The 20685-nt window shown below is 71.3% G+C and carries 15 protein-coding genes; 9 read left to right on the plus strand and 6 right to left on the minus strand.

The window, feature by feature from the left end; genetic code table 11:
- Positions 1–43: 43 nt before the first annotated feature.
- Positions 44–913 (minus strand): NAD(P)H-binding protein, encoded by an 870-nt coding sequence (locus tag C2L59_RS37035; RefSeq protein WP_103354229.1) that lies wholly within the window; start codon positions 911–913, stop codon positions 44–46.
- 79 nt (positions 914–992) lie between these two features.
- Here C2L59_RS37035 and C2L59_RS37040 point away from each other — a divergent pair, with 79 nt between their 5' ends.
- On the plus strand, positions 993–1547 hold the full coding sequence (locus C2L59_RS37040) for a TetR/AcrR family transcriptional regulator (RefSeq protein WP_103354231.1): 555 nt from the start codon (positions 993–995) through the stop codon (positions 1545–1547).
- A gap of 39 nt (positions 1548–1586) precedes the next feature.
- Here C2L59_RS37040 and C2L59_RS37045 read toward each other — a convergent pair whose 3' ends face one another.
- On the minus strand, positions 1587–2561 hold the full coding sequence (locus C2L59_RS37045) for an SEFIR domain-containing protein (RefSeq protein WP_103354377.1): 975 nt from the start codon (positions 2559–2561) through the stop codon (positions 1587–1589).
- Positions 2562–2787: 226 nt separating this feature from the next.
- Here C2L59_RS37045 and C2L59_RS37050 point away from each other — a divergent pair, with 226 nt between their 5' ends.
- Genes C2L59_RS37050 through C2L59_RS37065 form a run of 4 tightly spaced genes read left to right on the plus strand, consistent with a single transcriptional unit; the run spans position 2788 to position 8725 of the window.
- A complete protein-coding gene (locus C2L59_RS37050) occupies positions 2788–3360 on the plus strand; it encodes a TIR domain-containing protein (protein ID WP_103354232.1) in 573 nt (190 codons plus the stop codon).
- A gap of 3 nt (positions 3361–3363) precedes the next feature.
- Positions 3364–4998, plus strand: coding sequence for a CATRA system-associated protein (locus C2L59_RS37055; RefSeq protein ID WP_103354233.1), 1635 nt, complete (start codon positions 3364–3366; stop codon positions 4996–4998).
- On the plus strand, positions 4995–5657 hold the full coding sequence (locus tag C2L59_RS37060) for a hypothetical protein (protein WP_103354234.1): 663 nt from the start codon (positions 4995–4997) through the stop codon (positions 5655–5657). The genes C2L59_RS37055 and C2L59_RS37060 overlap by 4 nt, the downstream gene beginning before the upstream one ends.
- Positions 5657–8725, plus strand: coding sequence for an ATP-binding protein (locus tag C2L59_RS37065; RefSeq protein WP_103354235.1), 3069 nt, complete (start codon positions 5657–5659; stop codon positions 8723–8725). Before C2L59_RS37060 ends, C2L59_RS37065 begins: the two co-directional genes overlap by 1 nt.
- Before the next feature lie 78 nt (positions 8726–8803).
- Here C2L59_RS37065 and C2L59_RS37070 read toward each other — a convergent pair whose 3' ends face one another.
- The 4 genes from C2L59_RS37070 to C2L59_RS37085 all read right to left on the minus strand — a co-directional run bounded on the left by C2L59_RS37070 (position 8804) and on the right by C2L59_RS37085 (position 14286).
- The gene (locus C2L59_RS37070) at positions 8804–9514 is read right to left on the minus strand and encodes an Asp23/Gls24 family envelope stress response protein (protein ID WP_103354237.1); all 711 of its coding nucleotides are present in this window, start codon (positions 9512–9514) and stop codon (positions 8804–8806) included.
- A 223-nt stretch (positions 9515–9737) separates the two neighbouring features.
- Entirely contained in the window at positions 9738–10958 is a 1221-nt protein-coding gene (locus C2L59_RS37075; RefSeq protein WP_199199445.1) for an SGNH/GDSL hydrolase family protein, read from the minus strand.
- Positions 10955–13252 (minus strand): beta-glucosidase, encoded by a 2298-nt coding sequence (locus tag C2L59_RS37080; protein WP_103354238.1) that lies wholly within the window; start codon positions 13250–13252, stop codon positions 10955–10957. Before C2L59_RS37080 ends, C2L59_RS37075 begins: the two co-directional genes overlap by 4 nt.
- A 41-nt stretch (positions 13253–13293) precedes the next feature.
- Positions 13294–14286 carry a LacI family DNA-binding transcriptional regulator gene (locus C2L59_RS37085; protein WP_103354240.1) on the minus strand — a complete coding sequence of 331 codons (993 nt, stop codon included), beginning with the start codon at positions 14284–14286 and terminating at the stop codon, positions 13294–13296.
- A 150-nt stretch (positions 14287–14436) separates the two neighbouring features.
- On the opposite strand from C2L59_RS37085, the gene C2L59_RS37090 reads away from it, so the two are divergent.
- The 4 genes from C2L59_RS37090 to C2L59_RS37105 are packed head-to-tail and all read left to right on the plus strand — an operon-like array spanning position 14437 to position 20572.
- The gene (locus C2L59_RS37090) at positions 14437–15735 is read left to right on the plus strand and encodes an extracellular solute-binding protein (RefSeq protein WP_103354242.1); all 1299 of its coding nucleotides are present in this window, start codon (positions 14437–14439) and stop codon (positions 15733–15735) included.
- A complete protein-coding gene (locus C2L59_RS37095; protein ID WP_103354243.1) occupies positions 15732–16703 on the plus strand; it encodes a carbohydrate ABC transporter permease in 972 nt (323 codons plus the stop codon). Before C2L59_RS37090 ends, C2L59_RS37095 begins: the two co-directional genes overlap by 4 nt.
- The gene (locus C2L59_RS37100) at positions 16703–17527 is read left to right on the plus strand and encodes a carbohydrate ABC transporter permease (RefSeq protein WP_103354245.1); all 825 of its coding nucleotides are present in this window, start codon (positions 16703–16705) and stop codon (positions 17525–17527) included. The genes C2L59_RS37095 and C2L59_RS37100 overlap by 1 nt, the downstream gene beginning before the upstream one ends.
- Before the next feature lie 15 nt (positions 17528–17542).
- Positions 17543–20572: a glycosyl hydrolase 115 family protein gene (locus C2L59_RS37105; protein WP_103354247.1), complete on the plus strand. Its 3030-nt coding sequence runs from the start codon at positions 17543–17545 to the stop codon at positions 20570–20572.
- The last annotated feature ends 113 nt before the right edge of the window (positions 20573–20685 follow it).

A 20685-nucleotide genomic window follows, 5' to 3' on the forward strand; every position in this document is an offset into this window, starting at 1 on the left:
GGTGACCATCCGTGCGCGCCTTGTCAACGCGCACCGGGCCCGCTCAGAAGGCGGGCGCGAACACCTCGCGGCACCAGGTCCGGAAGTCCGTCGCCGTGATCGTCGCCTTCGCCCAATCCGCGTCGTAGACGCCCTCGTCCTGGGCGGCGAACATCTCGACCGCGTCCGCGACCATCCGTTCGCCCGCGCCCTGGGACCGGCGCATCGCCGCGAACTCGGCGAGGGAAATCCGGTGGTAGCGGACCGGACGGCCGAGCTGTTCGCCGATCACCGCGGCCATGCCGTCGGGGGTGAGCCGGTCCGGGCCGAACACCGGCACGGCCGCCTGCCCGGTCCAGGAGAGGTCGGTCAGCAGGCCGGCGGCGGTGGCGGCGATGTCCCGCGTCGCGATCGTGGCCAAGGGCTGGTCGCCGGCGCAGGTCAGCGAGAACGCGCCCCGCTCCCGGATGCCGGGCAGCTGCCCGAGGAGGTTCTCCAGGTAGAAGGGCGGGGACACCGCCCGGTAGGCCGCGCCCGCCCGCTCCAGTTCGGCGTCCATGGCGAAGGCCGCGGAGAGCACGCCGGCCGGCTTGGCCCAGCCGTGCCCGGCGCTGCTCACGGCGACGACGTGGCCGACGTCGTGCCGGCGGACGGCTTCCCGGCCCGCCCGGGCGAAGTTCAGGTAATGCTGCTCGGCGCTCGGTGCTGCGGGGTTCGGCGGAACGAGCCAGAACAGGGCGTCGGCGCCGGGCAGGGCCGCGTCGAGCGTGGCCGGGTCGTCGTGGGTGCCCTCGACGACCTCGACCTGCTCGCGGACGTCGTCGTCGAGCCGTGCGGCGTCCCGGACGACGACCTTGACCTTGCGGCCCCCGGCGAGCAGCAGCCGGACGAGCCGGCGGCCGACCTGCCCGGCCGGGGTGGTCACGACGATCATGGCGGCTCCTAAGGTGAAGGTGAATTCCGGTTCCGAATATAGCCCGGATGCCGCCGCAGTCAAGTACGCTGAGGCCACCATGACCGCTTCCCGACGTGCGCTGCGCGCCGACGCCCGGCGCAACCGCGACGCCATCCTCGACGCCGCCGGCGAGCTGTTCGCCCAGCGGGGCGACGCCGTCCAGATGGAGGAGATCGCCGACCGCGCCGGCCTCGGCGTCGGCACCCTGTACCGCCACTTCACCGACAAGAAAGCCCTGCGCGCGGCCATCATCGGCCGCCGGTTCGAGGAGATGACCGTCCTCGCCCAGGCCGCCGAGGAAGCCGGGGACCCGTGGGCGGCGTTCGAGTCGCTGCTCTACGGCTACCTCGAAGCGGCGGAACCCGACGCGGCGTTCCGCTTCGCCCTCCTCGGCCCGGAGGAGCCGGCCTGGGCCGACATCGAAGACCAGAAGAACGCATTCGCGGCCATCGTCGACCGCATCGTGCACCGGGCCGTCGAAGCAGGCCGGCTGCGGGCCGACTTCGAGGCGGGGGATTTCATCCTGGTCACCCGCGCGGCCATGGCCAACATGACGGGCGGCGGCCGGTGGCGCCGGCTGCTCGACCTGCAACTGGAGGGAATCCGCGCCTGAAGCGCGCGGCGGGGGTGTCGTTGAAGGGGCTATCCCGCCTCAGGTGACGACCGGATCGCCGAGGCCGAGCTCGGGCGGCCGCCCCCGCCGGCTGACGACGACGGCGGCGGACCCGAAGGGCGACGCGGGAACCCCGGGCCGGGACATTTCCAGCCGCAGCACCCGGGCGCCGGTGACGTCGAGGTCGATGGTCGCCGGCTTCCCGGCGGCGACGTCGTGCTCGGACCGCGGCGTTCCGTCGAGCACCACGCGGACCCGCCCGACCTGGAAGGGATCCCGGGCGTCGTCGAGCACCCCGGCGACGGTGGTGAACCGCTGGTAGCGGCCGTCGAGGTCGAGTTCGACGAAGCCGGCCCCGGTCGCGGTCGGCGTGGCGGGCCGCAGGACGATGCCGTGTTCGTAGTGCGTGCCGTCGATCGATGCCCCACCGCGGCGCACCCCCTGGCTGGCGCACGTCCACGGCAGCTCGCCGGCCCGCACCGGCTGGGGTTCCGCTGCCCCGCCACCGAGCCAGGCACCGCGGCGGGGCATCGGGTACTGCCCCTGTCCCGTGATCGCGGCGAGCAGATCGGTGACGCCGGCCCGGGTGAACTCCTCGACGTGGTACCGCGTGGTCGAATGGGCGTTGAGGAACGTGGGGATCTCGTCGACCGAGCGGCCCGGCAGGATGACGGGCAGCACGCGCTCGGTCTCCCGGCGCAGGTCCCGGGTCAGGTTGTTCCGGATGATCCCCGCCTCGAACTGGGCGCCCCGGCCTTCGTGGGGCATCGCCGCGCCGTCCGCACGGCGCTTGTACTCGGGGGACGCGATCACCAGGATGAAGTCCGCCTTGTCCAGGTGCTCGACCGCCCACAGGGACCAGTCCCGGCGGGTGTTGTCGTACCACGCGTCGAGGTGCACGTCCAAGCCGATGACCGCGCGCAGGAACGTCGCGAACTTCCCGACGAGCTCCTTGTGCTCCGGGGTGTCGTGTGAATAGGTGACGAACACCCGGGGTGCCTCGCGGTCGGACATCATCTCGCTCCTCGGATATACCGGAAACGATTGACGATTTCGTTTCCCGTGTGCGCCTGTCATATATCGGTGGCCCGGCGCGTTGTCAAGAGCGCTTTTTCCGGTGGCTTGAGGGGGTGGCCAGTTATTGTCCGGGATCTGTCAGGTTTCCGCCTTCTTCGGTGGCACGCAGCGGATCTAGGATCGGATCCGCCTGGTAAGGGGCAGTTAAGGAGCGAGCGCACGCGTGTACGAGTACGACGTGTTCATCAGCTACCAACGCTCCGGTCATGACGTCCCGTCGTGGGTGCGAAATCATTTCCACCCCCGATTGACCGAGGTACTCGACAACAACTTCTACCGGGACGTCCGGATATTCCTGGACGACCGGATCCCGACCGGTGCGAACTGGCCGGCGCAGCTGCGGTCGGCGCTGCAGCGCACCCGCGTGCTGGTCCCGGTGTGCTCGCCGAAGTACTTCAAGGACGAGTGGTGCCTGGCCGAATGGCACTCGATGGCCAAGCGGGAAGAGCTGATGGGCGATGACCCGCGTCAGCTGATCTACCCGGTCATCTTCTGCGACTCGTGGAACTTCCCCGACTACGCCAACGAGCGGCGCATGCGCGACCTCCACAAGTGGAGCCAGCCGTTCGAGCACTTCCAGGCCGCGCCGGCGTACCTCGACTTCAACGAGCAGATCGGGCAGATCGCCAAGGAGCTGGAAGAGCTGATCGAACGGGCGCCGGACTGGCGCGCCGACTGGCCGGTGCTCACGCCGGCCCCGGAACCGCCGAAGCGGGCGCGGATGCCGAGGTTCTGACCCATGCCCGGATCGGTCTTCACCTTCTACTCCTACAAGGGCGGGGTCGGCCGCAGCTTCACCCTGGCCAACATCGCCGTGCTGCTCGCCCGGTGGGGGCACCGCGTGCTCTGCCTGGACTGGGACCTGGAGGCCCCCGGCCTCGCCGACTACTTCCGCGACCGGCTGCCCCGGCGGCCCGGTGGCGGCGTGGTCGACCTCGTCGCCGACTTCCGGCGTGGCCGGTTCGCGCCCGAAGCGCACGTCCTGCGGCTCAAGGACGTCGGTGCGCTCGACTTCATCGCGGCCGGCCGGGAGGACGCCGGCTACATCGGGCAGGTGCAGGAGATCGACTGGGAAGCCCTCTACGAGGACGGGTTCGGCGAGTACCTGGACAAGTGCCGTGAGCAGTGGGCCGCGGACTACGACTTCGTGCTGATCGACAGCCGGACCGGGATCTCCGACATCGGCGGGATTTGCACGGCGCACCTGCCGGACCACCTCGTGCTGCTGTTCACCGCCAACCGGCAGAGCATCCACGGCGCGGTGGAGGCGGCCCGGCGCGCGGACGCGGCGCGCAACCTGCTGCCGTTCGACCGCGCGAGGCTCACTGTCCTGCCGGTGCTGTCGCGGTTCGACAACCGGGAGGAGTACGACCGGTCGGAGACGTGGCGCCGGTTCGTCGTCGACAAGACGGCCGAGCTGTACCGGACGTGGCTCGACCAGACCGTCGAACCGGCGACGATGGTCCGCCACCTCACCCTGCCGTACGTGTCGTACTGGAGTTTCGGCGAGCAGCTCCCGGTACTGTCGGAACAGACGCCGGGAGCGGACCAGATCGGGTTCGCGCTCGAGACGGTCGCGGCCGTGATCGCCTGCCGGCTCGACCGGACCGACCTGCTGGCCGAGAACCGCGATGCGTACGTGGCCGCCGTGCGGGCGAGACGGCAGGAGTTCCGGCACGACCTCCGGGTCAGCACGCCGCGGACGGCCTTCGACACGGCGACCGAGCTGGTCACCGCGCTGGAAACGCACGACGTCCGCGCGGTGAAGTCGCTGTCGGGCGACCGTTCGCTGCTCGCCCGCGCCGAGGACGACGCGCGGCACCTGTGCCTGGTCGTCGACGGCAAGGTCAGCCGCTGGCAGGCGGCCGAGGTCGAGCTGTTCCTGCACCGGACGCTCGGCCAGGACCGCCGGGTGATCCCGATCCTGACGGCAGGCACCGAGGCGGCGTCGCTGCCGGGCTACGTCGGGAACCTCCGCTACCTGCGGCTGAGCGGCACGCGCGGGCCGGCCGAGGTGGCCCGCGACCTGGTCGGCCAGCTGAAGGGACTCACCCCGCTGGTCGACGCGGACGACGACGTCGACCTGGCCGCTCTGCTCGGCCAGGCCCGCGGAGCGCGGCTGCGCCCGTCCCGCTGGGACCTGGTCGACGAGCTGGTGACGGCCCTGCAGCCGGCGGTCGGCGCGGGCGACACCGACCGCGCCCGCGACCTGGCGACCGACCTGGCGGTGGCGATCAAACACCGCCCCCCGAACGACGACACCCACCTCGCGGCGCCCACGAAGATCCGCCTGTCGATCGACTGGCTCCTGAGCATCCTCGAAGCCCGCGCCCGGACCACGACGAAACCGAACCACCGGAAGGATCTCGGATGACCGACCGCTTGGCGCACAAGCAGATCGCGGCGCTGTTCACGCTGATGGTGCTGGGCCGGGAGGTGCCCAACCAGGAACTGGAGGAAGTCGTCGGGTTCACCCTCACCGGCCCCGAACGCACCGGCCTGAAGGAACTCGGGTACATCGAAAGCGACCGGACCGGGCCGCGGCGGAGCTACGTGCACCAGTTGAGCGACGACGGCTGGGCGTGGTGCGAGAAGGAGCTTTCGGCCGGCGGCCCGCCTCCGCAACGAGGGCAGAGCCCCCTCGCCTCGGCGTTGTACGTGCTGCTCGGGGGCTTGAACGGGTACCTCCGGCGAGAGAACAAGCGGCTGTTCGAGGTTTTCGCTCCTCCGGCCGGAAACTCGGTCGAGACGCCGGCCGAGCCCGAGCCGAAGGGGGACCTCGAAGACCGCATCCGGGTCGCGTACCGCGAACTGGTCAGGGAACCCCGGGGCTGGGTCGGCCTGGTGGACCTGCGCCCGAAGCTCGGCGCGCCCGCGGCGGAGGTCGACGCCGTGCTCAAGAAGCTGAGCAGTGCCGGAAAGGTGCACCTCGTCCCGGAGGACAACCGCAAAGCGCTCACCGCGGCCGACCACGAAGCGGCCATCCGCATCGGCGGTGAAGACAACCACTTCGTCTCGTTCGAGGCATCGTGATGGACGAACTCCAAGCACTGGCGACCCTGAGCTTCGACTGGGCGGACACCCCCGACCACGTCTGGCGGGACTCGCCGTACCACGTGGACGGTCTGCACGCCGACGCGCTCGCCGCGCTGGACACGGGTATCCGCGATGCCGTCGCCAGCGACGGACCCAGCCCCATCGGCCTCGTAATGCGCGGGCTGAAAGGAGTCGGCAAGACGCACCTGCTCGGCCTCGTCCGGCGCCAGGTCCACCGCGCGCGGGGGTACTTCTTCCTCGATGACGTCACCGCGGCCGAAGCGTTCTGGGAGAACACCGCGGAGGCGCTGCGCCGCGGGCTGGCCCGCCCGGACGATTCCGGCGAGTCGCAGCTGAAGAGCTTCCTGCTCCGCGTATGCCTGCGTGCCCAGGTCAGCGCCGAGGTCACGGCGACGATCCGGCGCGGCCGCGGTCTGACCACGGCCGATGTCGAAGCCTTCGTGGACGGGGTGGCGACGCTCGACGAGATGGTCGCCGACGAGTGCGGGGACACGGCACGCGCTCTCGTGCTCATTGCGAGCCGGGACCGCAGTGCCAAGTACATCGGCGAGGACTTCCTCGACGGTGACACGGAGCTGACATCCGAAGCTCGCCAATGGAACATCTACTCCCGGCCGAAACCCTCCCGGGTCCTCGTGCGGGAGATCACGCGGCTGCTCGCCCTCACCGGACCGGTCGTGATCGCCGTCGACCAGCTCGACACCCTGGTCGCGCGCTCGAAGCAGGGCATGCTGGGCGAAGGCGTCGGGGAGGATCCGCTGGTGGCGCAGATCGCCGACGGGCTCATGGGGCTGCGGGAGGTCACCCACAAGACGCTGACCGTCCTGGCCTGCCTGCCGTCCACCTGGGAGCAGATCAAGTCGAAGGCGGCGGGCACCGTCCCGGACCGCTTCCGGGAATCGTTGATGCTGGGCCGGATCATCGATGCCGAGGTCGGCCGGGCGCTGGTGGCGAAGCGGCTCGGAGTGGCCTACCAGGACATGGGGTTCACGCCGCCGCACCCGACCTGGCCGGTGGCGCCGGCGGCCTTCGACGCGCCCTGGGAGCAGTGGACTCCGCGGGAGCTGCTGAAGCGCATCGGTGCGCACATCGACGCGTGCCTGCGTGCCGGGCAGGCACGCGAGCTCCTGTCCTTCGACGAGAAGGCCGTCGTGCCGGTCGCGCCGGTGCGGACCGCGGTCGAGAGCGACCGCTTCGCCGACCTCGACGCCGAATTCGAGAAGCTGCAGGCGGAAGCGGAACCCGAGAAGCTGCTCGCCGAAAAGACCGTGGACAAGGCCATGCCGGACCTCCTCTCGGCGGCTCTGCGTTGCTGGGTCACCGAAGTCGGCGATGATGACATGGAATGGTCGTGCGAGCGCCAGAACGGCCGGAGTGAGGTACACGCCTGGCTCACACGTACCCTCGACGAGGCCGCCGATCTGCAGGAGCACTGGGCGTTCCGGGTGATCGCGGCCCGGGATCCGCGAGCTGCGCTGAGCCGCTTCCGGAAAGCCCGGTCCGCGGCGGGGCAGTTGCAGGGCGCGGACAACCGGCACCTCGTCATCCTCCGGGACGCCTGGGGACGCGGGGCCAAGACGCGGGAAGAAGTCACGAAGTTCACCACCGCGGGCGGCCGGACGATCCCGCCCAGCCCGGCCGACGTGAAAACCTTCTGGGCGTTGCAGAAGATGCTCGGCAACGGCGGCCGCGAACTGCACGAGTGGCTGATCGACCGCCGGCCCGCCAGCCGGTCCGAACTGCTCTCCGCCGTCCTGCCGGAGAAGCCGTCGGGGCAGCCTGCCGAAGGGACGCACCCGCCGCCCGCTGAGGGGGAGATCACTCTCGGGACCGTCGTCGGCTCCGGGGAGCCTGTGCGGGTCGAACTCTCCGCCCTTCGCAAGCACGCCGCCGTCTTTGCCGGGTCCGGATCCGGGAAGACCGTTCTACTACGGCGGATCGTCGAAGAATGCGCTCTTCTCGGCGTCTCCGCGATCGTGCTCGATCCGAACAACGACCTCGCCCGGCTCGGGGACCCCTGGCCCGAACCGCCGGACGGCTGGAAGGACGGCGACGCCGGACTCGCCAAGCGGTACCTCGCCGAGACCGATGTCGTCGTCTGGACTCCCGGGCGCGCCACCGGGCGGCCGCTTGCCTTCCGGCCGCTGCCGGACTTCGCCGGCGTTCTCGACGACTCGGATGAGTTCGCCGCCGCCGTCGAGGTGGCCGTCGCGACGCTTGCGCCGCAAGCGCGGCTGACCGGGAGCACCGCGAAGACGAACATCGGGCTCGCCGTGCTGCGGCAGGCCGTCGTGCGGCACGCGCGGACCGGGTCGCGGAGCCTGCCCGAACTCATCGAGCTGCTGACCGACCTGCCCGAGGACGTCAGCAACCTCAACGACGCCCCGCGCATCGCCGCCGGTCTGGCCGAGGTGCTGAAGGCCGCGATGGTCAACGACCCCCTCTTCGCCGGCGGTGGTGAGCCGGTGGACCCCGGAGCACTGCTCACGCCGGCGGAGGGAAAGCGGGCTCGCGTCTCCGTGATCAGCTTCGTCGGCCTGCAGGCGGAGGAGCAGCGGCAGAACTTCGTCAACCAGCTGCAGATGGAGCTGTTCGCCTGGATCAAGCGCAATCCGGCGGGGGACCGGCCGCTGGGTGCGCTGTTCGTGATGGACGAAGCCCAGACGATGGCCTCGTCCGGGAGCCTGACGGCGAGCACGCGCAGCACCATCGTGCTGGCTTCGCAGGCCCGCAAGTACGGCCTGGGCCTGCTTTTCGCCACGCAGGCGCCGAAGGGCCTGCACAACCAGGTGGTCGGCAACGCGATGACGCAGTTCTTCGGCCGGCTCAACAGCCCGGCGCAGATCGCGGCGGCGAACGAGCTGGCGCGGGCCAAGGGCAGCCCCGTCGCGGACATCTCCCGCCTGGAACGCGCGCAGTTCTACGTGGCGGGGGAGGCGTTCGGGTTCCGCCAGGTGGCGACGCCGCTGTGCCTGTCCCACCACCCGGCGAGCCCGCTGCGGCTGGAGGAGGTGATCGCGCGGGCGCGCCGCGAGGCCGAGTAGCGGCCCGGGTCCGGGAACTTCACCCGGCGAGGAGGAAAGTGGTGGCCCGGCCCCGGAATCCGGGACCGGGCACCGGTCTCAGTCCGCTTCCGGGAAGTGGATGTCGGTGACGTGCACGTCCACGACCTCGACGTCGAGGCCCAGGTACTGCTCGACGGCGTCGATCACGGCGACCCGGAGCTGCTCGCCCAGCGCCTTGACCGCGTGACCGAACTCGAGCACCACGGGGATGGTGATCCAGGCGACCTCGTCGGCGAGTTCGACCGTCAGGGCGCTTTCGTCGACGCTGTGCACGCCTTCGGCCTGGCCGGCGATGCGGAGCACGATCTTGCCGACGACCCCGTCGGCGACCGTGGTGCTGCCGCGGGTGCCCGCGGCCGGGCGGGCCGCGGCCGCCGCGGTCCCGGCGGCCGGTTCCGCTTCGGCGACCGGCTCGTCCGCGACCGCTTCTGCGATCGGCTCGGCTTCCGCGACCGGCTCGTCCGCGACCGGCTCGGCTTCCGCGACCGCTTCGGCTTCGGCTTCGGCGACCGGTTCGGCTTCGGTTTCGGCCGTGTTCGGGTCCGTGTCGTCGTCTTCCTCGTCGGCGTTCTCGGCGGCTTCCGTCGCGGTTTCCGCCTCCGGTGCGGTTTCCGCCTCCTCGACAACGACGGCGACCGCCGCGTCGTCGGTCTCGGCGGCGGGCGCCTCGGCGACCACCACCGGCTCGGGCTCGACGGCGCCGTAGGCGTACCCGCCGGTGTTTTCGTTCTTGGGGCGGCCGAAGATGCTGTTCATGACGTCGGACATGGTTTCCCTTTCCGGGAGCGACGACTTCCTGTGGGGACGAGCAGACGGCGACATGATAGGGGCACCGCTGTGATCCGCGGCACAGGACCCCCGCCTTCGAGACTCGCTTGTGTCCCAACAGGTATCCGGCGTGATCACCGTCCGTCAGACCGGGATCGGCGATCAGTGATCAGCGCCGGAAAACCGCGTCCAGGAATTGTCCACTATTCGCGGGGAAATCCCTTCACGAAAACAAGCGCAGCGAGACGCTCGAACCGAGCGCCTGATATCCCGCCGGGGTGAGGTGCAGGTGGTCGCCGACGTCGTAGGCCGGGAGCAGGTGCGTCGGCGCCGCCGGGTCGCGGGCCACCTTGTCGAAGTCCAGCAGGGCGTCGAAGTGACCCGGGCCGCGGATCCAGTCGTTCACCCGCTGCCGGGCCGCTTCGCGTTCCGGCAGGTCGTAGGCCGTGTTGCCGCCGAACGGGGTGATCGTCGCGCCGTACACGCTGATGTCCTGGGCGTGCGCGCGGGTCAGGATCTGGTCGTACGCGTCGATCAGCTGGTCGGCCACGGCCGCCGCGTCGGCCGGGGCCGCCGTGCCGATGTCGTTGACGCCTTCGAACACGATCGCCCGCGAAACCCCGCTCGTCGACAGGAGATCGCGGTCCAGGCGGGCCAGCACGTTCGGGCCGAGGCCGTCCTGCAGGACGCGGTTGCCGCCCGCCGCCTGGTTCACCACGGCCACCCCGTGCAGGCGCGCGGCCAGGACGTCCGGCCAGCGGTCGTTGCCGTTCGTGGTCGACCCGCGACCGTCCGAAATGGAATCGCCGATCACCGCGACCGCGGACGCGGGCGAAAGCACCTCGACGCCGCTGAAGAAGTACCAGTGGTCCACCGGGGTCGCGCCCGGCAGGTCGGTCGCCGACACCTGGTTGCCCGTCAGCAGGTAGGACGTCGTGCGGGAGCCGGGGTGCGAGGTGATCGACGTCGACGCCTGGCCGTGGGCCAGGTAAGCCGTCACCGTGATGTTCTCCGAGGGCCGCACCGGGAACGGCAGCGGGTCGGACACGACCTGGGCGCCCATCGGCACCACCGTCGACGCCTTGCCGTGGAACGTCACCGGCACGACGCTGCCCGGAACCACCGACGCGACCCCGGCGGCACCGCCGGCCGGCCGCGCCACCGACACCGCCGTGAGCGGCAGGGGCGCCCCGCCGAAGGCGTTGGAGAACCGCAGCCGGATCCGCGGGCCGCCGGCCGTCACGTGCGCCGTCTCGCGCACGGATGCGTCGTCCAGCACCCGGTCGGTCCCGGTGAACGGGGCCGGTGGCAGGTTGCCCGGCTCGGTCAGCTGGGGCATCGACGTCCAGGTCGCCACCCAGTGCGACGGCGCCGGACGGCCGGAGGCGCCCACGAACAGGGCGGTCAGCACGGCCAGGAACAGGACGACCAGCGGACGTTTCACGACGAGAACTCCGGGGCCAGGACCCGGTCGAAGCCGACGAAGCGGCGCGGCCCGGTCAGCGTGCAGTGCAGTGTCGCGACGATCTCCTCGCTCGACGTCCCCACCCGCAGCTCGACGTCACCGGGGTCGACCTGACGCCGGCCCGCGCGGCCGGTGTAGGACGTCAGGTCCGCGTGCAACGCGATGTCCAGCACCGTCGTGGCGCCGGGGGCCACCGTGACGCGGCGGGCCGCGACCAGCTGGCGCTCGGGCCGGGCCACCTCGGCCACCGGGTCGTGCAGGTACACCTGGACGACTTCGGACGTCTCGCGCTGGTGGTCGTTGCGCAGCGTCACCCGGACCCGGCAGACGCCGTCGGTCGGCCAGAGCGAGCCGGTCGCGCTGACGTCGAGCCAGGTCACCGGGGCGTAGGACAGCCCGTGGCCGAACGGGAACAACGCCGTCGGATCCACTGTGGACACTTCGCTGCGGCGGCCGAGCGGCGCCGACAGGTAGGTCGAGGGCTGACTCGCGCCGGCCGCCGGGAAGCTCACCGGCAGCCGCCCGGCCGGGTTGAGCCGGCCGCTGAGGACGTCGGCCAGCGCCGGCGCGCCCTCCTCGCCGGGGTAGAAGCCGCACACGACCGCGGCCAGCCGGGGGAGCTGCCGGGACAGCTCGTACGGCCGTCCGGAGAGCAGGACGAGCACCACCGGCTTGCCCGTGTCCAGCAAGGCGTCGAGCAGTTCCTCCTGACGGCCCGGCAGCCGCAGGTCGGGCGCGTCGCAGCCTTCGCCGGACGTCCCGCCGCCGAACAGCCCGGCGCGGTCGCCCAGCACGGCCACGCACACCGACGCTTCGGCGCACGCCGCCACCGCCTCCGCGATCCCGTCGTCGTCCCCGCCGGTCACCGGGCAGCCCAGGGCGTAGGTGACGTCGTAGGACGCGCGCAGGGCTTCCAGCACGGTCGGCACCGACACGCCGAACGGGACGTCGGGGTGGTGGACGCCGACGTGCAGCGGGAACGAGTAGCAGCCGAGCATCGCGCCGGGTGTGTCCGCTCGCGGGCCCACCACGGCGATCCCGGAGCCGGGCGCGAGCGGCAGCGTGCCGTCGTTGTGCAGCAGCACGATCGAGCGCTCGGCGACCTCGCGGGCCAGCGCCCGCGACTCCGCGTCGTCGAGGTCGATCTCCTCGGGCACCTCCGGCGCCCAGTCCGCGTCGAGCAGGCCCAGTTCGCACTTCTGGCGCAGCACCCGTTCGAGGGCGCGATCGACGGCGGCGACATCGACCGCGCCCCCTTCCACCGCGGCGAGCAACGGCTCGCCGTAGCAGTCCATCGTGGGCAGTTCGACGTCGATGCCCGCGGTGAGCGCCTGCCGCGCGGCGTCGCCGCGGTCGGCCGCGACCCCGTGCAGCCGGTGCAGGAAGGCCACCGAGAAGTAGTCGGCGACGACCGTGCCGTCGAAGCCGTAGGTGTCGCGCAGCAGGTCGGTCAGCAGCGTCGTGTCGGCGGCGGACGGGACGCCGTCGGTGTCGGTGTAGGCGTTCATCACCGACCGGGCGCCCGCGCGCAGCGCGAGCTCGAACGGCGGCAGCAGGACGTCGGCGATCTCCCGCGGTCCCGCCGAAACCGGCGCCAGGTTGCGCCCCGCACGCGAAGCGGAGTACCCGACGAAGTGCTTGAGCGTGGCGACGATGCCGGCCGACTCCAGGCCGGCGACGTACGCGCTGCCGATCGTCCCGACCAGGTACGGGTCCTCGCCGATGGTTTCCTCGACCCGCCCCCAGCGCAGGTCGCGGGCGACGTCGAGGACCGGCGCGAGGCCCTGGTGCACACCCAGGCCGCGCATCGTCCGCCCGATCCGCGCGGCCATCCGGCGCACCAGATCGGGGTCGAAGGTCGCGCCCCACGACAGCGGGGCCGGGTAAATCGTCGCCTGCCACGCGGCCAGGCCGGTCAGGCACTCCTCGTGCACGACGGCCGGGATGCCGAACCGGCTGCTGGTGACGATCTGCCGCTGGGTGCGCGCGAGGCTGCGCGCGCCGATCACCGGGTCGACCGGCCGGGTGCCGAACGCGCGGGTCAGCTGCCCGATGCCGTGCCGGACCAGGTCGTCGAGGTCCACCGCGGCGTCGACGAAGTCGTGCTGGTGCGGGGCCATCTCGCCGCCGGAGTCGATGCCGACCCAGACGCCGTAGAGCTGGGCCAGCTTCTCGCGCAGGGTCATCCGCGCCATCAGGACGCGGACTCGCTCGCCCGGATCGGCCGCGGGGTCGCGCCACGGCTCTCCGGCCGTGGTGGGCTGCGTGGTCAAGGGTTTCCGCCCTTCGTCTGGGGGAGGCGTGGGAAAGGAGCTCAGGGGAGGGCGCGGGTCGAGTGCCGCACCACCAGGCCGGTGTCGAGGGTGACGTGGGTCGGCCCGACCTCGTCGCCGTTGATCAGCGCGATGAGCATCCGGATCGCCCGGAGGCCCATCTCGCGGATCGGCTGGTCCACTGTGGTCAGTGGCGGGCTGCAAAGTGCGGACTCGGGCACGTTGTCGAAGCCCACCACGGAAAGGTCGGCGGGCACGGAGAGCCCGAGCTCGCGGGCCGCGCCGACGGTCGCGATGGCCGAGATGTCGTTCGCGGCGAACACCGCGGTCGGCCGGTCCGGCCCGGTCAGCAGGGCGTGGGCCGAGGCCGCGGAGACCTCCGGGTCGTAGGCGCCGACCCGGATCAGGTCTGCGTCCGGGGTGATGCCCGCGGCCGTCAGCGCGCGCAGGTACCCGGTCTTGCGCAGCTCGGCCGACTGCAGGTCGGGGCGGCCGGAGAGGAACGCGATCCGCCGGTGCCCCAGCTCCAGGAGGTGCTCGGTGGCCAGCTGCGCGCCGCGCAGGTTGTCGGAGTCGATGGTCGGCAGGTGCGACGGCCCGGTGTGCGGGTCGACCGCGACCACCGGCGTGCCGGGCACGGCCTCCAGCGAGACGGCCGGCGTGACCAGCACGGCGCCGTCGACGAGGGTGCCGCTCAGCCGGGAAAGGTAGCGCTTCTCCCATCCCACCGGGTCGCCGGTGCGCCCGCCCGCGGAGTAGACGACCAGTTCGAAACCGCTGCCGCGGATGGCGTCCGCGGCTCCCTTCAGCAGCTCGGTCGAGAACGGTTCGAGGTCGGCGACCAGGATCCCGATGACGTTCGTCCGGTGGTTTCTCAGGCTCTGCGCCACGAGGCTGGCCTCGTAGCCGAGCTCTTCGATGACGGCACGGACGCGCGCGAGCGTCGCGGCGGAGACGCCGTAGCGCTCGTTGATCACTTTGGAGACCGTGGCCACCGAGACGCCGGCCCGGGCGGCGACGTCACGGATGGTCACCCTGGAACTGGGCTGCATCGGCTCAGACTAACCATGGAAAACGTTATCGACAACGATTGACATCGCATTTGCCCGGGGAGCAGACTCTTCGCCAACCCGGGCGCAGTCGCCCCGTCCAACTCGGCCGAAGTCGTCAGGAGTGGACCCACGATGTCCTTGAAACACCGGATCCCCGTTCTCGCCGCCCTGGCGGCCGTCGTCCCGCTCGCGCTCTCGGCGTGCAGCGGGGGAAGCAGTGACACCCCCGCCCAGCCGTCGGGCCCGGTCACCCTCACCTGGTGGCACAACGGCACCACCGACCCGATCAAGTCGGTCTGGGCGCAGGTCGTCGCCGACTACCAGAAGGCGCACCCCGAAGTCACGATCAAGGCCCAGCCGCTGCAGAACGAGGACTTCAACACGAAGGTGCCCCTCGCCCTGCAGTCGCCCGAGCCGCCGGACATCTACCAGTCCTGGGGCGCGGGCGACCTGGCCGGGCAGATCACCTCGGGCAAGGTCGCCGACATCACCGGCGACACCAAGTCGTGGATCGAGCAGGCCACCGGCAAATTCGGCGAGAAGTGGCAGGTCGACGGCAAGCAGTACGGTGTGCCGTTCACGCAGCACTTCGTCGGCTTCTGGTACCGCAAGGACCTGTTCCAGCAAGCGGGCATCACCACCCCGCCGAAGACCATGGACGAGCTGAACGCCGCCGTCACGGCGCTGAAGGCCAAGAACATCGCGCCGGTCTCCGTCGGCGGCAAGGACCGCTGGCCGGATGCTTTCTACTTCAACTACTTCGCCATCCGCGAATGCTCGACCGCGGTGCTCCAGCAGTCGGTGAAGGCGGTCAAGCTCGAGGACCCGTGCTGGACGAAGGCCGGTCAGGACCTGAAGAACTTCCTGGCCACCCAGCCGTTCCAGACCGGGTTCGCCGGCACGCCCGCCCAGCAGGGCGCGGGCAGCTCCGCCGGTCTCGTCGCCAACGGCAAGGCCGCGATGGAACTGCAGGGCGACTGGGAGCCCGGCACGATGTCGTCGCTGACCGAGGACAAGGACCTGGACTCGAAGATCGGCTGGTTCCCGTTCCCGACCGTGGCGGGCGGGCAGGGCGACCCGGCGGCCGCGCTCGGCGGTGGTGACGGTTTCGCCTGCACCACCCGTGCCTCCAAGGCCTGCACGGCCTTCCTGCAGTACCTGGTCAGCGAGCCGGTGCAGACCGAGCTCGCCGCGAAGGGGACCGGCCTGCCCGTGAACGTCGCGGCCGCGAAGTCGCTGAAGACCGATGTGCTCCGGCAGGTCAACGACTACGGCACGAAGGCCCCGTACGTGCAGATGTACTTCGACCGGGCGTTCCCGACGGCGGTCGGCGCCGCGCTGAACGACGCGGTGGCCAACATGTTCGCCGGCCAGGGCACCCCCGAAGGCATCGTGACCGCCGTCAACCAGGCCGCGGCGGGCAACAAGTGACCACGGCGACGACCCCGGTGCGAGCGGCGGCGCGGCCGCCCGCACCGGCGGTCCGCGCCCGGGGAAAACGCTCCGGCCTCGGCAAACGGCTGGAGCTGGTGGTGCTGCTCGGCCCGGCCCTGCTGGTGTTCGCCGGGTTCGTCCTGGTGCCGATCGGGATCGCCGCCTTCTACAGCCTGTTCAAGTGGAACGGCTTCGGCGCGCTCGACGACTTCGTGGGCTTCGACAACTACGCCGACGCGTTCACCGGCACGGTGTTCCAGAGCGCCATCGTGCACAACCTGATCATCGCCGGGTTGTCGATCGTGGTGCAGCTGCCGCTGTCGATCGGGCTGGCGATGCTGCTCAACCGGAAGCTGCGGGGCCGCGCCGTGCTGCGCGCCCTGGTGTTCGCCCCCTACGTGCTGTCCGAGGCGATCACCGCGGTCATCTGGTCGCTCATGCTGCAGCCGGGCGCGTTCGCCGACCAGGTGCTCAAGGCCGTGGGGCTGGGCGGTGCCGTCCACCAGTGGCTGGCCGACCCGGGCATCGTGCTCTACACGATGTTCGCGGTGATCACCTGGAAGTACATCGGGTTCGGCATCATCCTGCTGCTCGCCGGCCTGCAGGGCGTGCCGGCCGAACTGCGCGAAGCCGCGGCGCTCGACGGCGCTTCGGCGTGGCAGACCACCCGGCACGTCGTGTTGCCGCTGCTCGGCCCGACCATCCGGATCTGGATCTTCCTGTCGGTGATCGGCTCGCTCCAGCTGTTCGACGTCATCTGGATCATGACCACCGGCGGCCCGGCGAACGCCTCGACGACGATGGCGACCTACCTGATCGACCACGGCTTCAAGCGCTACGAGTTCGGGTTCGGTTCGGCGGTGGCGGTGATCCTCTTCGTCATCTGCTTCCTGTTCGCCCTGCTGTACCAGCGGTTCGCGCTCCGCCGGGACACCCAGGGCGCCCTGACCAGGATGGTGGGCTGATGCGGTCCGGCAAGTTCGGCCTGTCGATGGGCTACCTCGCGGCGATCGTCATCGTCGGCGTGACGGTCGTGCCGCTGCTGTTCGTGGTGCTCGGCGGGTTCCGCACCAACGCCCAGATCAACACCGACCCGGCCGGGCTGCCCGGCCCGTGGGTGACCGACAACTACGCCTCGGTCCTGGGCTCGAGCGCGTTCTGGACGTTCCTGGGCAACAGCGCACTGATCGCGGTGATCGCGACCGCGGTCGCGGTCGCCCTCGGGGCGATGGCCGGGTACGCCCTCTCGCGGTACCAGTTCAAGGGCCGGGAGGCGTTGTACACGCTGTTCACCATCGGCCTGCTGTTCCCGCTGACGGTGGCGACGCTGCCGCTGTACCTGTGGCTGCGCCAGCTGGGCATGCTCGAAAGCTTCTGGGGGGTGGCGATCCCCGAGGCGGCCTTCTCGCTGCCGGTGACGATCGTGATCCTGCGGCCGTTCATGCACGCGATCCCGGGCGAGATCGAGGACGCGGCGGTGCTCGACGGCGCCACCAGGCTCGGGTTCTTCTGGCGGATCCTGCTGCCGCTGTCGACGCCCGCGCTGACCACGGTCGCCGTGCTGGCCTTCGTCACCAGCTGGAACGCCTACCTGCTGCCACTGCTGGTGTTCAACGACTCCGGCCACTTCACGCTCCCGCTCGGCGTCGCGATGTTCCAGTCCCAGTTCTCCCAGGACACCGCCCGGGTGCTCGCGTTCACCGCCTTGTCGGCGATCCCGGCGCTCGCGTTCTTCGTGCTCGCCGAACGGCGCATCGTCGGCGGGCTGACCGGATCCGTGAAGGGCTGACTCAGGAGGTCTGCCGTGCCGTCCGAGGTCCACCGTCGTACCTTCCTCCAACTGCTCGCCCTGGCCGGGGCGGGGTCCCTGGCCCTCCCGGCGCTGGCCGAAGCCGATACCGGTTTTCCGTTGGTGTCGCGGGGGAAGGCCGCGACGATCGTGGTGAGCGACGGCGATCTGCCGGGGGTCCGGCGCGTCGTGGGCGACCTGGCCGCCGACATCGAGCGGGTGACCGGGGTCCGGCCGGCCGTGTCCGGCGTGGTTCCCGCCGGTGGGCCGGTGGTGCGGGTCGGCACGCTCGGGCACAGCCCGCTGGTCGACGACCTGGTCGCGGCCGGGAAGCTCGACGTCACCGGGATCGCCGGGCGGTGGGAGACGTCGCTGAGCCAGGTCGTCGACGGGCAGCTCGTGCTGACCGGCAGCGACCAGCGGGGCGTGATCTACGGCGTCTACGAGGTGTCCCGGCGCATCGGCGTCTCGCCCTGGTACTGGTGGGCGGACGTGCCGCCGCGGCGGCAGAGCGAGCTGCACCTGCCGCGCGAGCGGTTCAGCCTCGGCACGCCGCACGTGAAGTACCGCGGGTTCTTCATCAACGACGAGAACCCGGCGCTGGGCACCTGGGCCCCGGCCTGCTTCGGGCCGGGCCGGGCGCCCGGCTTCCCCAACGGGTTCAACCACCTGTTCTTCGCCAAGGTCTTCGAAACCATGCTGCGGCTGCGGGCCAACTACCTGTGGCCGGCGGTGTGGGGACGCGCGTTCGCCGAGGACGACCCGCTCAACCACGCCACGGCCAAGGAGTACGGCATCGTCATGGGCACCTCGCACGAGGCGCCGATGATGCGGGGGATCGAGGAGTGGAACCGGCACGCGGTGCCCGCGGTCCGCGATGCGGCCGGGACCATCACGACCCCGGGGCACGACCCGTACGGCGGCACGGGGGAGTGGAGCTTCCGCCGCAACGGCGAGGCGATCAAGGCGTACTGGGCCGACGGCATCCGCCGGATGGTCCGCGAGGACTTCGAAGGCGTCGTCACGCTCGGCATGCGCGGCAACGGCGACGTCGGCCTGCCCGACGGCGACGGCATCGAGCTGATGCGCGAAATCATCGCGACCGAGCGGGACATCCTCGCCCGCGAGACCGGCCGGGACCTGTCCACGGTGCCGCAGGTCTGGACGCTCTACAAGGAAGTCCAGCGGTACTGGGCGAAGGGCCTGCGCCCGCCGGACGACGTGATCGTCGTGTTCACCGACGACAACTGGGGCAACATCCGCAAGATGCCCGACCGGTCCCTGCCGCCGCACCCCGGCGGGTACGGGCTGTACTACCACTTCGACTACGTCGGCGGCGGCCGCAACTACAAGTGGGTCGACACCGCGCTGCTCGCGAACACCTGGGAGCAGCTGCACCAGGCGTCCGCCTACGGCAACGACCGGCTGTGGGTGGCGAACGTCGGGGACATGAAGGGCAACGAGCTGCCGCTGCAGTTCTTCCTCGACTACGCCTGGGACCCGGCCGCGCTGCCGGTCGAGCGGCTGTCCACTTGGGAGCGTTCGTTCGCCGCGGAGAACTTCGGCGCGGCCCTGGCGGCGGAAATCGCCGGGGTGCTGCACGACTACGGCCGGCTGCAGTCGCGCCGCAAGCCGGAGCTGCTCAACCGGCGGATCACCGTGGACGCCGCCGGGACGATCACCTACGACGACCAGATGACGCCCTTCAGCCTGGTCAACTACCGCGAGCTGGACCGGGTCACCGACGAGTGGCGCGACCTCGCGGCCCGGGCGGCGAAGATCGGCACGCGGGTGCCTGCCGGGTACCGCGACGCGTTCTACGAGCTGGTGGGGTACGAGGTCGAGGCGTCGGCGAACCTGTACGCGTTGCGGCGGGCCGAATTCACGAACCTGCTGTACGCGGCGCAGGGCCGGGCCTCGGCCAACGGGCTCGCCGCCGTCACGGAGGCCCGGTTCGCCGACGACCTCGCGCTGGCGGAGAAGTACAACACCGGCATCGCCGGCGGCAAGTGGAAGGGGTTCCAGACCCAGCCGCACATCGACTACGGCGACGTCGCCCGCTACGGGCCGAACGCGCCCTGGCAGCAGCCGGAGCTGAACAACGTGGCCCTGCCGGACGTCATCTTCCCGGCGGTGCGGCGCCTGGACCTGCCGGCGGCGGCGTCCCCGGGGATCGCGGTCGACGGCTCGCCGGACGCGTGGCCCGGCGCCGCGGGACGGCCGGCCCTGCCGGAGTTCAGCCCGTACCAGAGCGCGCCACCGCAGTACATCGACGTGTTCAACCGCGGCCGGACGCCGTTCCGCTGCACCGTTTCGTCCGGTGCGCCGTGGGTGCAGGTCGAACCGCGCGGCGGCCGGGTCACCGAGGAGCTGCGGATGACGGTCCGGATCGACTGGGCCCGGGCGCCGAAGGGCACCACGACGGTCCCGATCACGGTGACGGGCGCGGGGACGTCGGTCACGGTGGACGCCGTCGTCCGCAATCCGGTGCTGCCGCCGCGCGGGTTCGTCGAAGCCGGCGGGTACGTCTCGATGGAGGCCGAGCACTGCACGGCCAACGTCGGCGCGGCGGCGGTGTCGTGGCGGCGCATCCCGGACCTCGGCCGCACGGGCGCGGGCATGACCCCGTTCCCGGTGACGGCGGCGAGCCAGGCACCGGGCGCCGGCCCGCGCCTGGAGTACCGGATGACGCTGTTCACGCCGGGCCCGGTGACGGTGTGGGCGTACTTGTCCCCCCGCAGCAACGTCCTGCAGGGCGACGGCCTGCGCTACGCGGTCTCATTCGACGACGCGGCCCCGCAGACCGTGAACATCACGACGGCCACGGGCGCCGACGACACGACGATGAACCGCCAGTGGGAGAGGACGACGTCGGACAACGTGAACCTGACGTCGACCCGGCACGTGGTCGAGGCGGCGGGACAGCACGTGCTGAAGTTCTGGATGGTGGACCCGGCGGTGATCGTCCAGAAGCTGGTGGTCGACACGGGCGGGTTGCGGGCCAGCTACCTGGGGCCGCCGGAGAGCATGCGGTGGCCGTGGTGAGCGAGGCGAAGGGGCGCGCCCCTGGTCCACGCCGGCGGGGGAAGCCGCAGAACGCCCACCCGCCGGGGGCGCCCCCCGTTTTCCACTCTACCGGTGAGCACCGACGATTCCGG

It is taken from the genome of Amycolatopsis sp. CA-128772, assembly GCF_002904295.1.
GTDB lineage: Bacteria > Actinomycetota > Actinomycetes > Mycobacteriales > Pseudonocardiaceae > Amycolatopsis.

What these genes read in the sequence shown, in the direction of transcription:
- C2L59_RS37035 (WP_103354229.1), bottom strand. Translation starts at nt 913, where the DNA reads ATGATCGTCGTGACCACCCCGGCCGGGCAGGTCGGCCGCCGGCTCGTC.
- C2L59_RS37040 (WP_103354231.1), top strand. Translation starts at nt 993, where the DNA reads ATGACCGCTTCCCGACGTGCGCTGCGCGCCGACGCCCGGCGCAACCGC.
- C2L59_RS37045 (WP_103354377.1), bottom strand. Translation starts at nt 2,561, where the DNA reads ATGTCCGACCGCGAGGCACCCCGGGTGTTCGTCACCTATTCACACGAC.
- C2L59_RS37055 (WP_103354233.1), top strand. Translation starts at nt 3,364, where the DNA reads ATGCCCGGATCGGTCTTCACCTTCTACTCCTACAAGGGCGGGGTCGGC.
- C2L59_RS37060 (WP_103354234.1), top strand. Translation starts at nt 4,995, where the DNA reads ATGACCGACCGCTTGGCGCACAAGCAGATCGCGGCGCTGTTCACGCTG.
- C2L59_RS37065 (WP_103354235.1), top strand. Translation starts at nt 5,657, where the DNA reads ATGGACGAACTCCAAGCACTGGCGACCCTGAGCTTCGACTGGGCGGAC.
- C2L59_RS37070 (WP_103354237.1), bottom strand. Translation starts at nt 9,514, where the DNA reads ATGTCCGACGTCATGAACAGCATCTTCGGCCGCCCCAAGAACGAAAAC.
- C2L59_RS37090 (WP_103354242.1), top strand. Translation starts at nt 14,437, where the DNA reads ATGTCCTTGAAACACCGGATCCCCGTTCTCGCCGCCCTGGCGGCCGTC.
- C2L59_RS37100 (WP_103354245.1), top strand. Translation starts at nt 16,703, where the DNA reads ATGCGGTCCGGCAAGTTCGGCCTGTCGATGGGCTACCTCGCGGCGATC.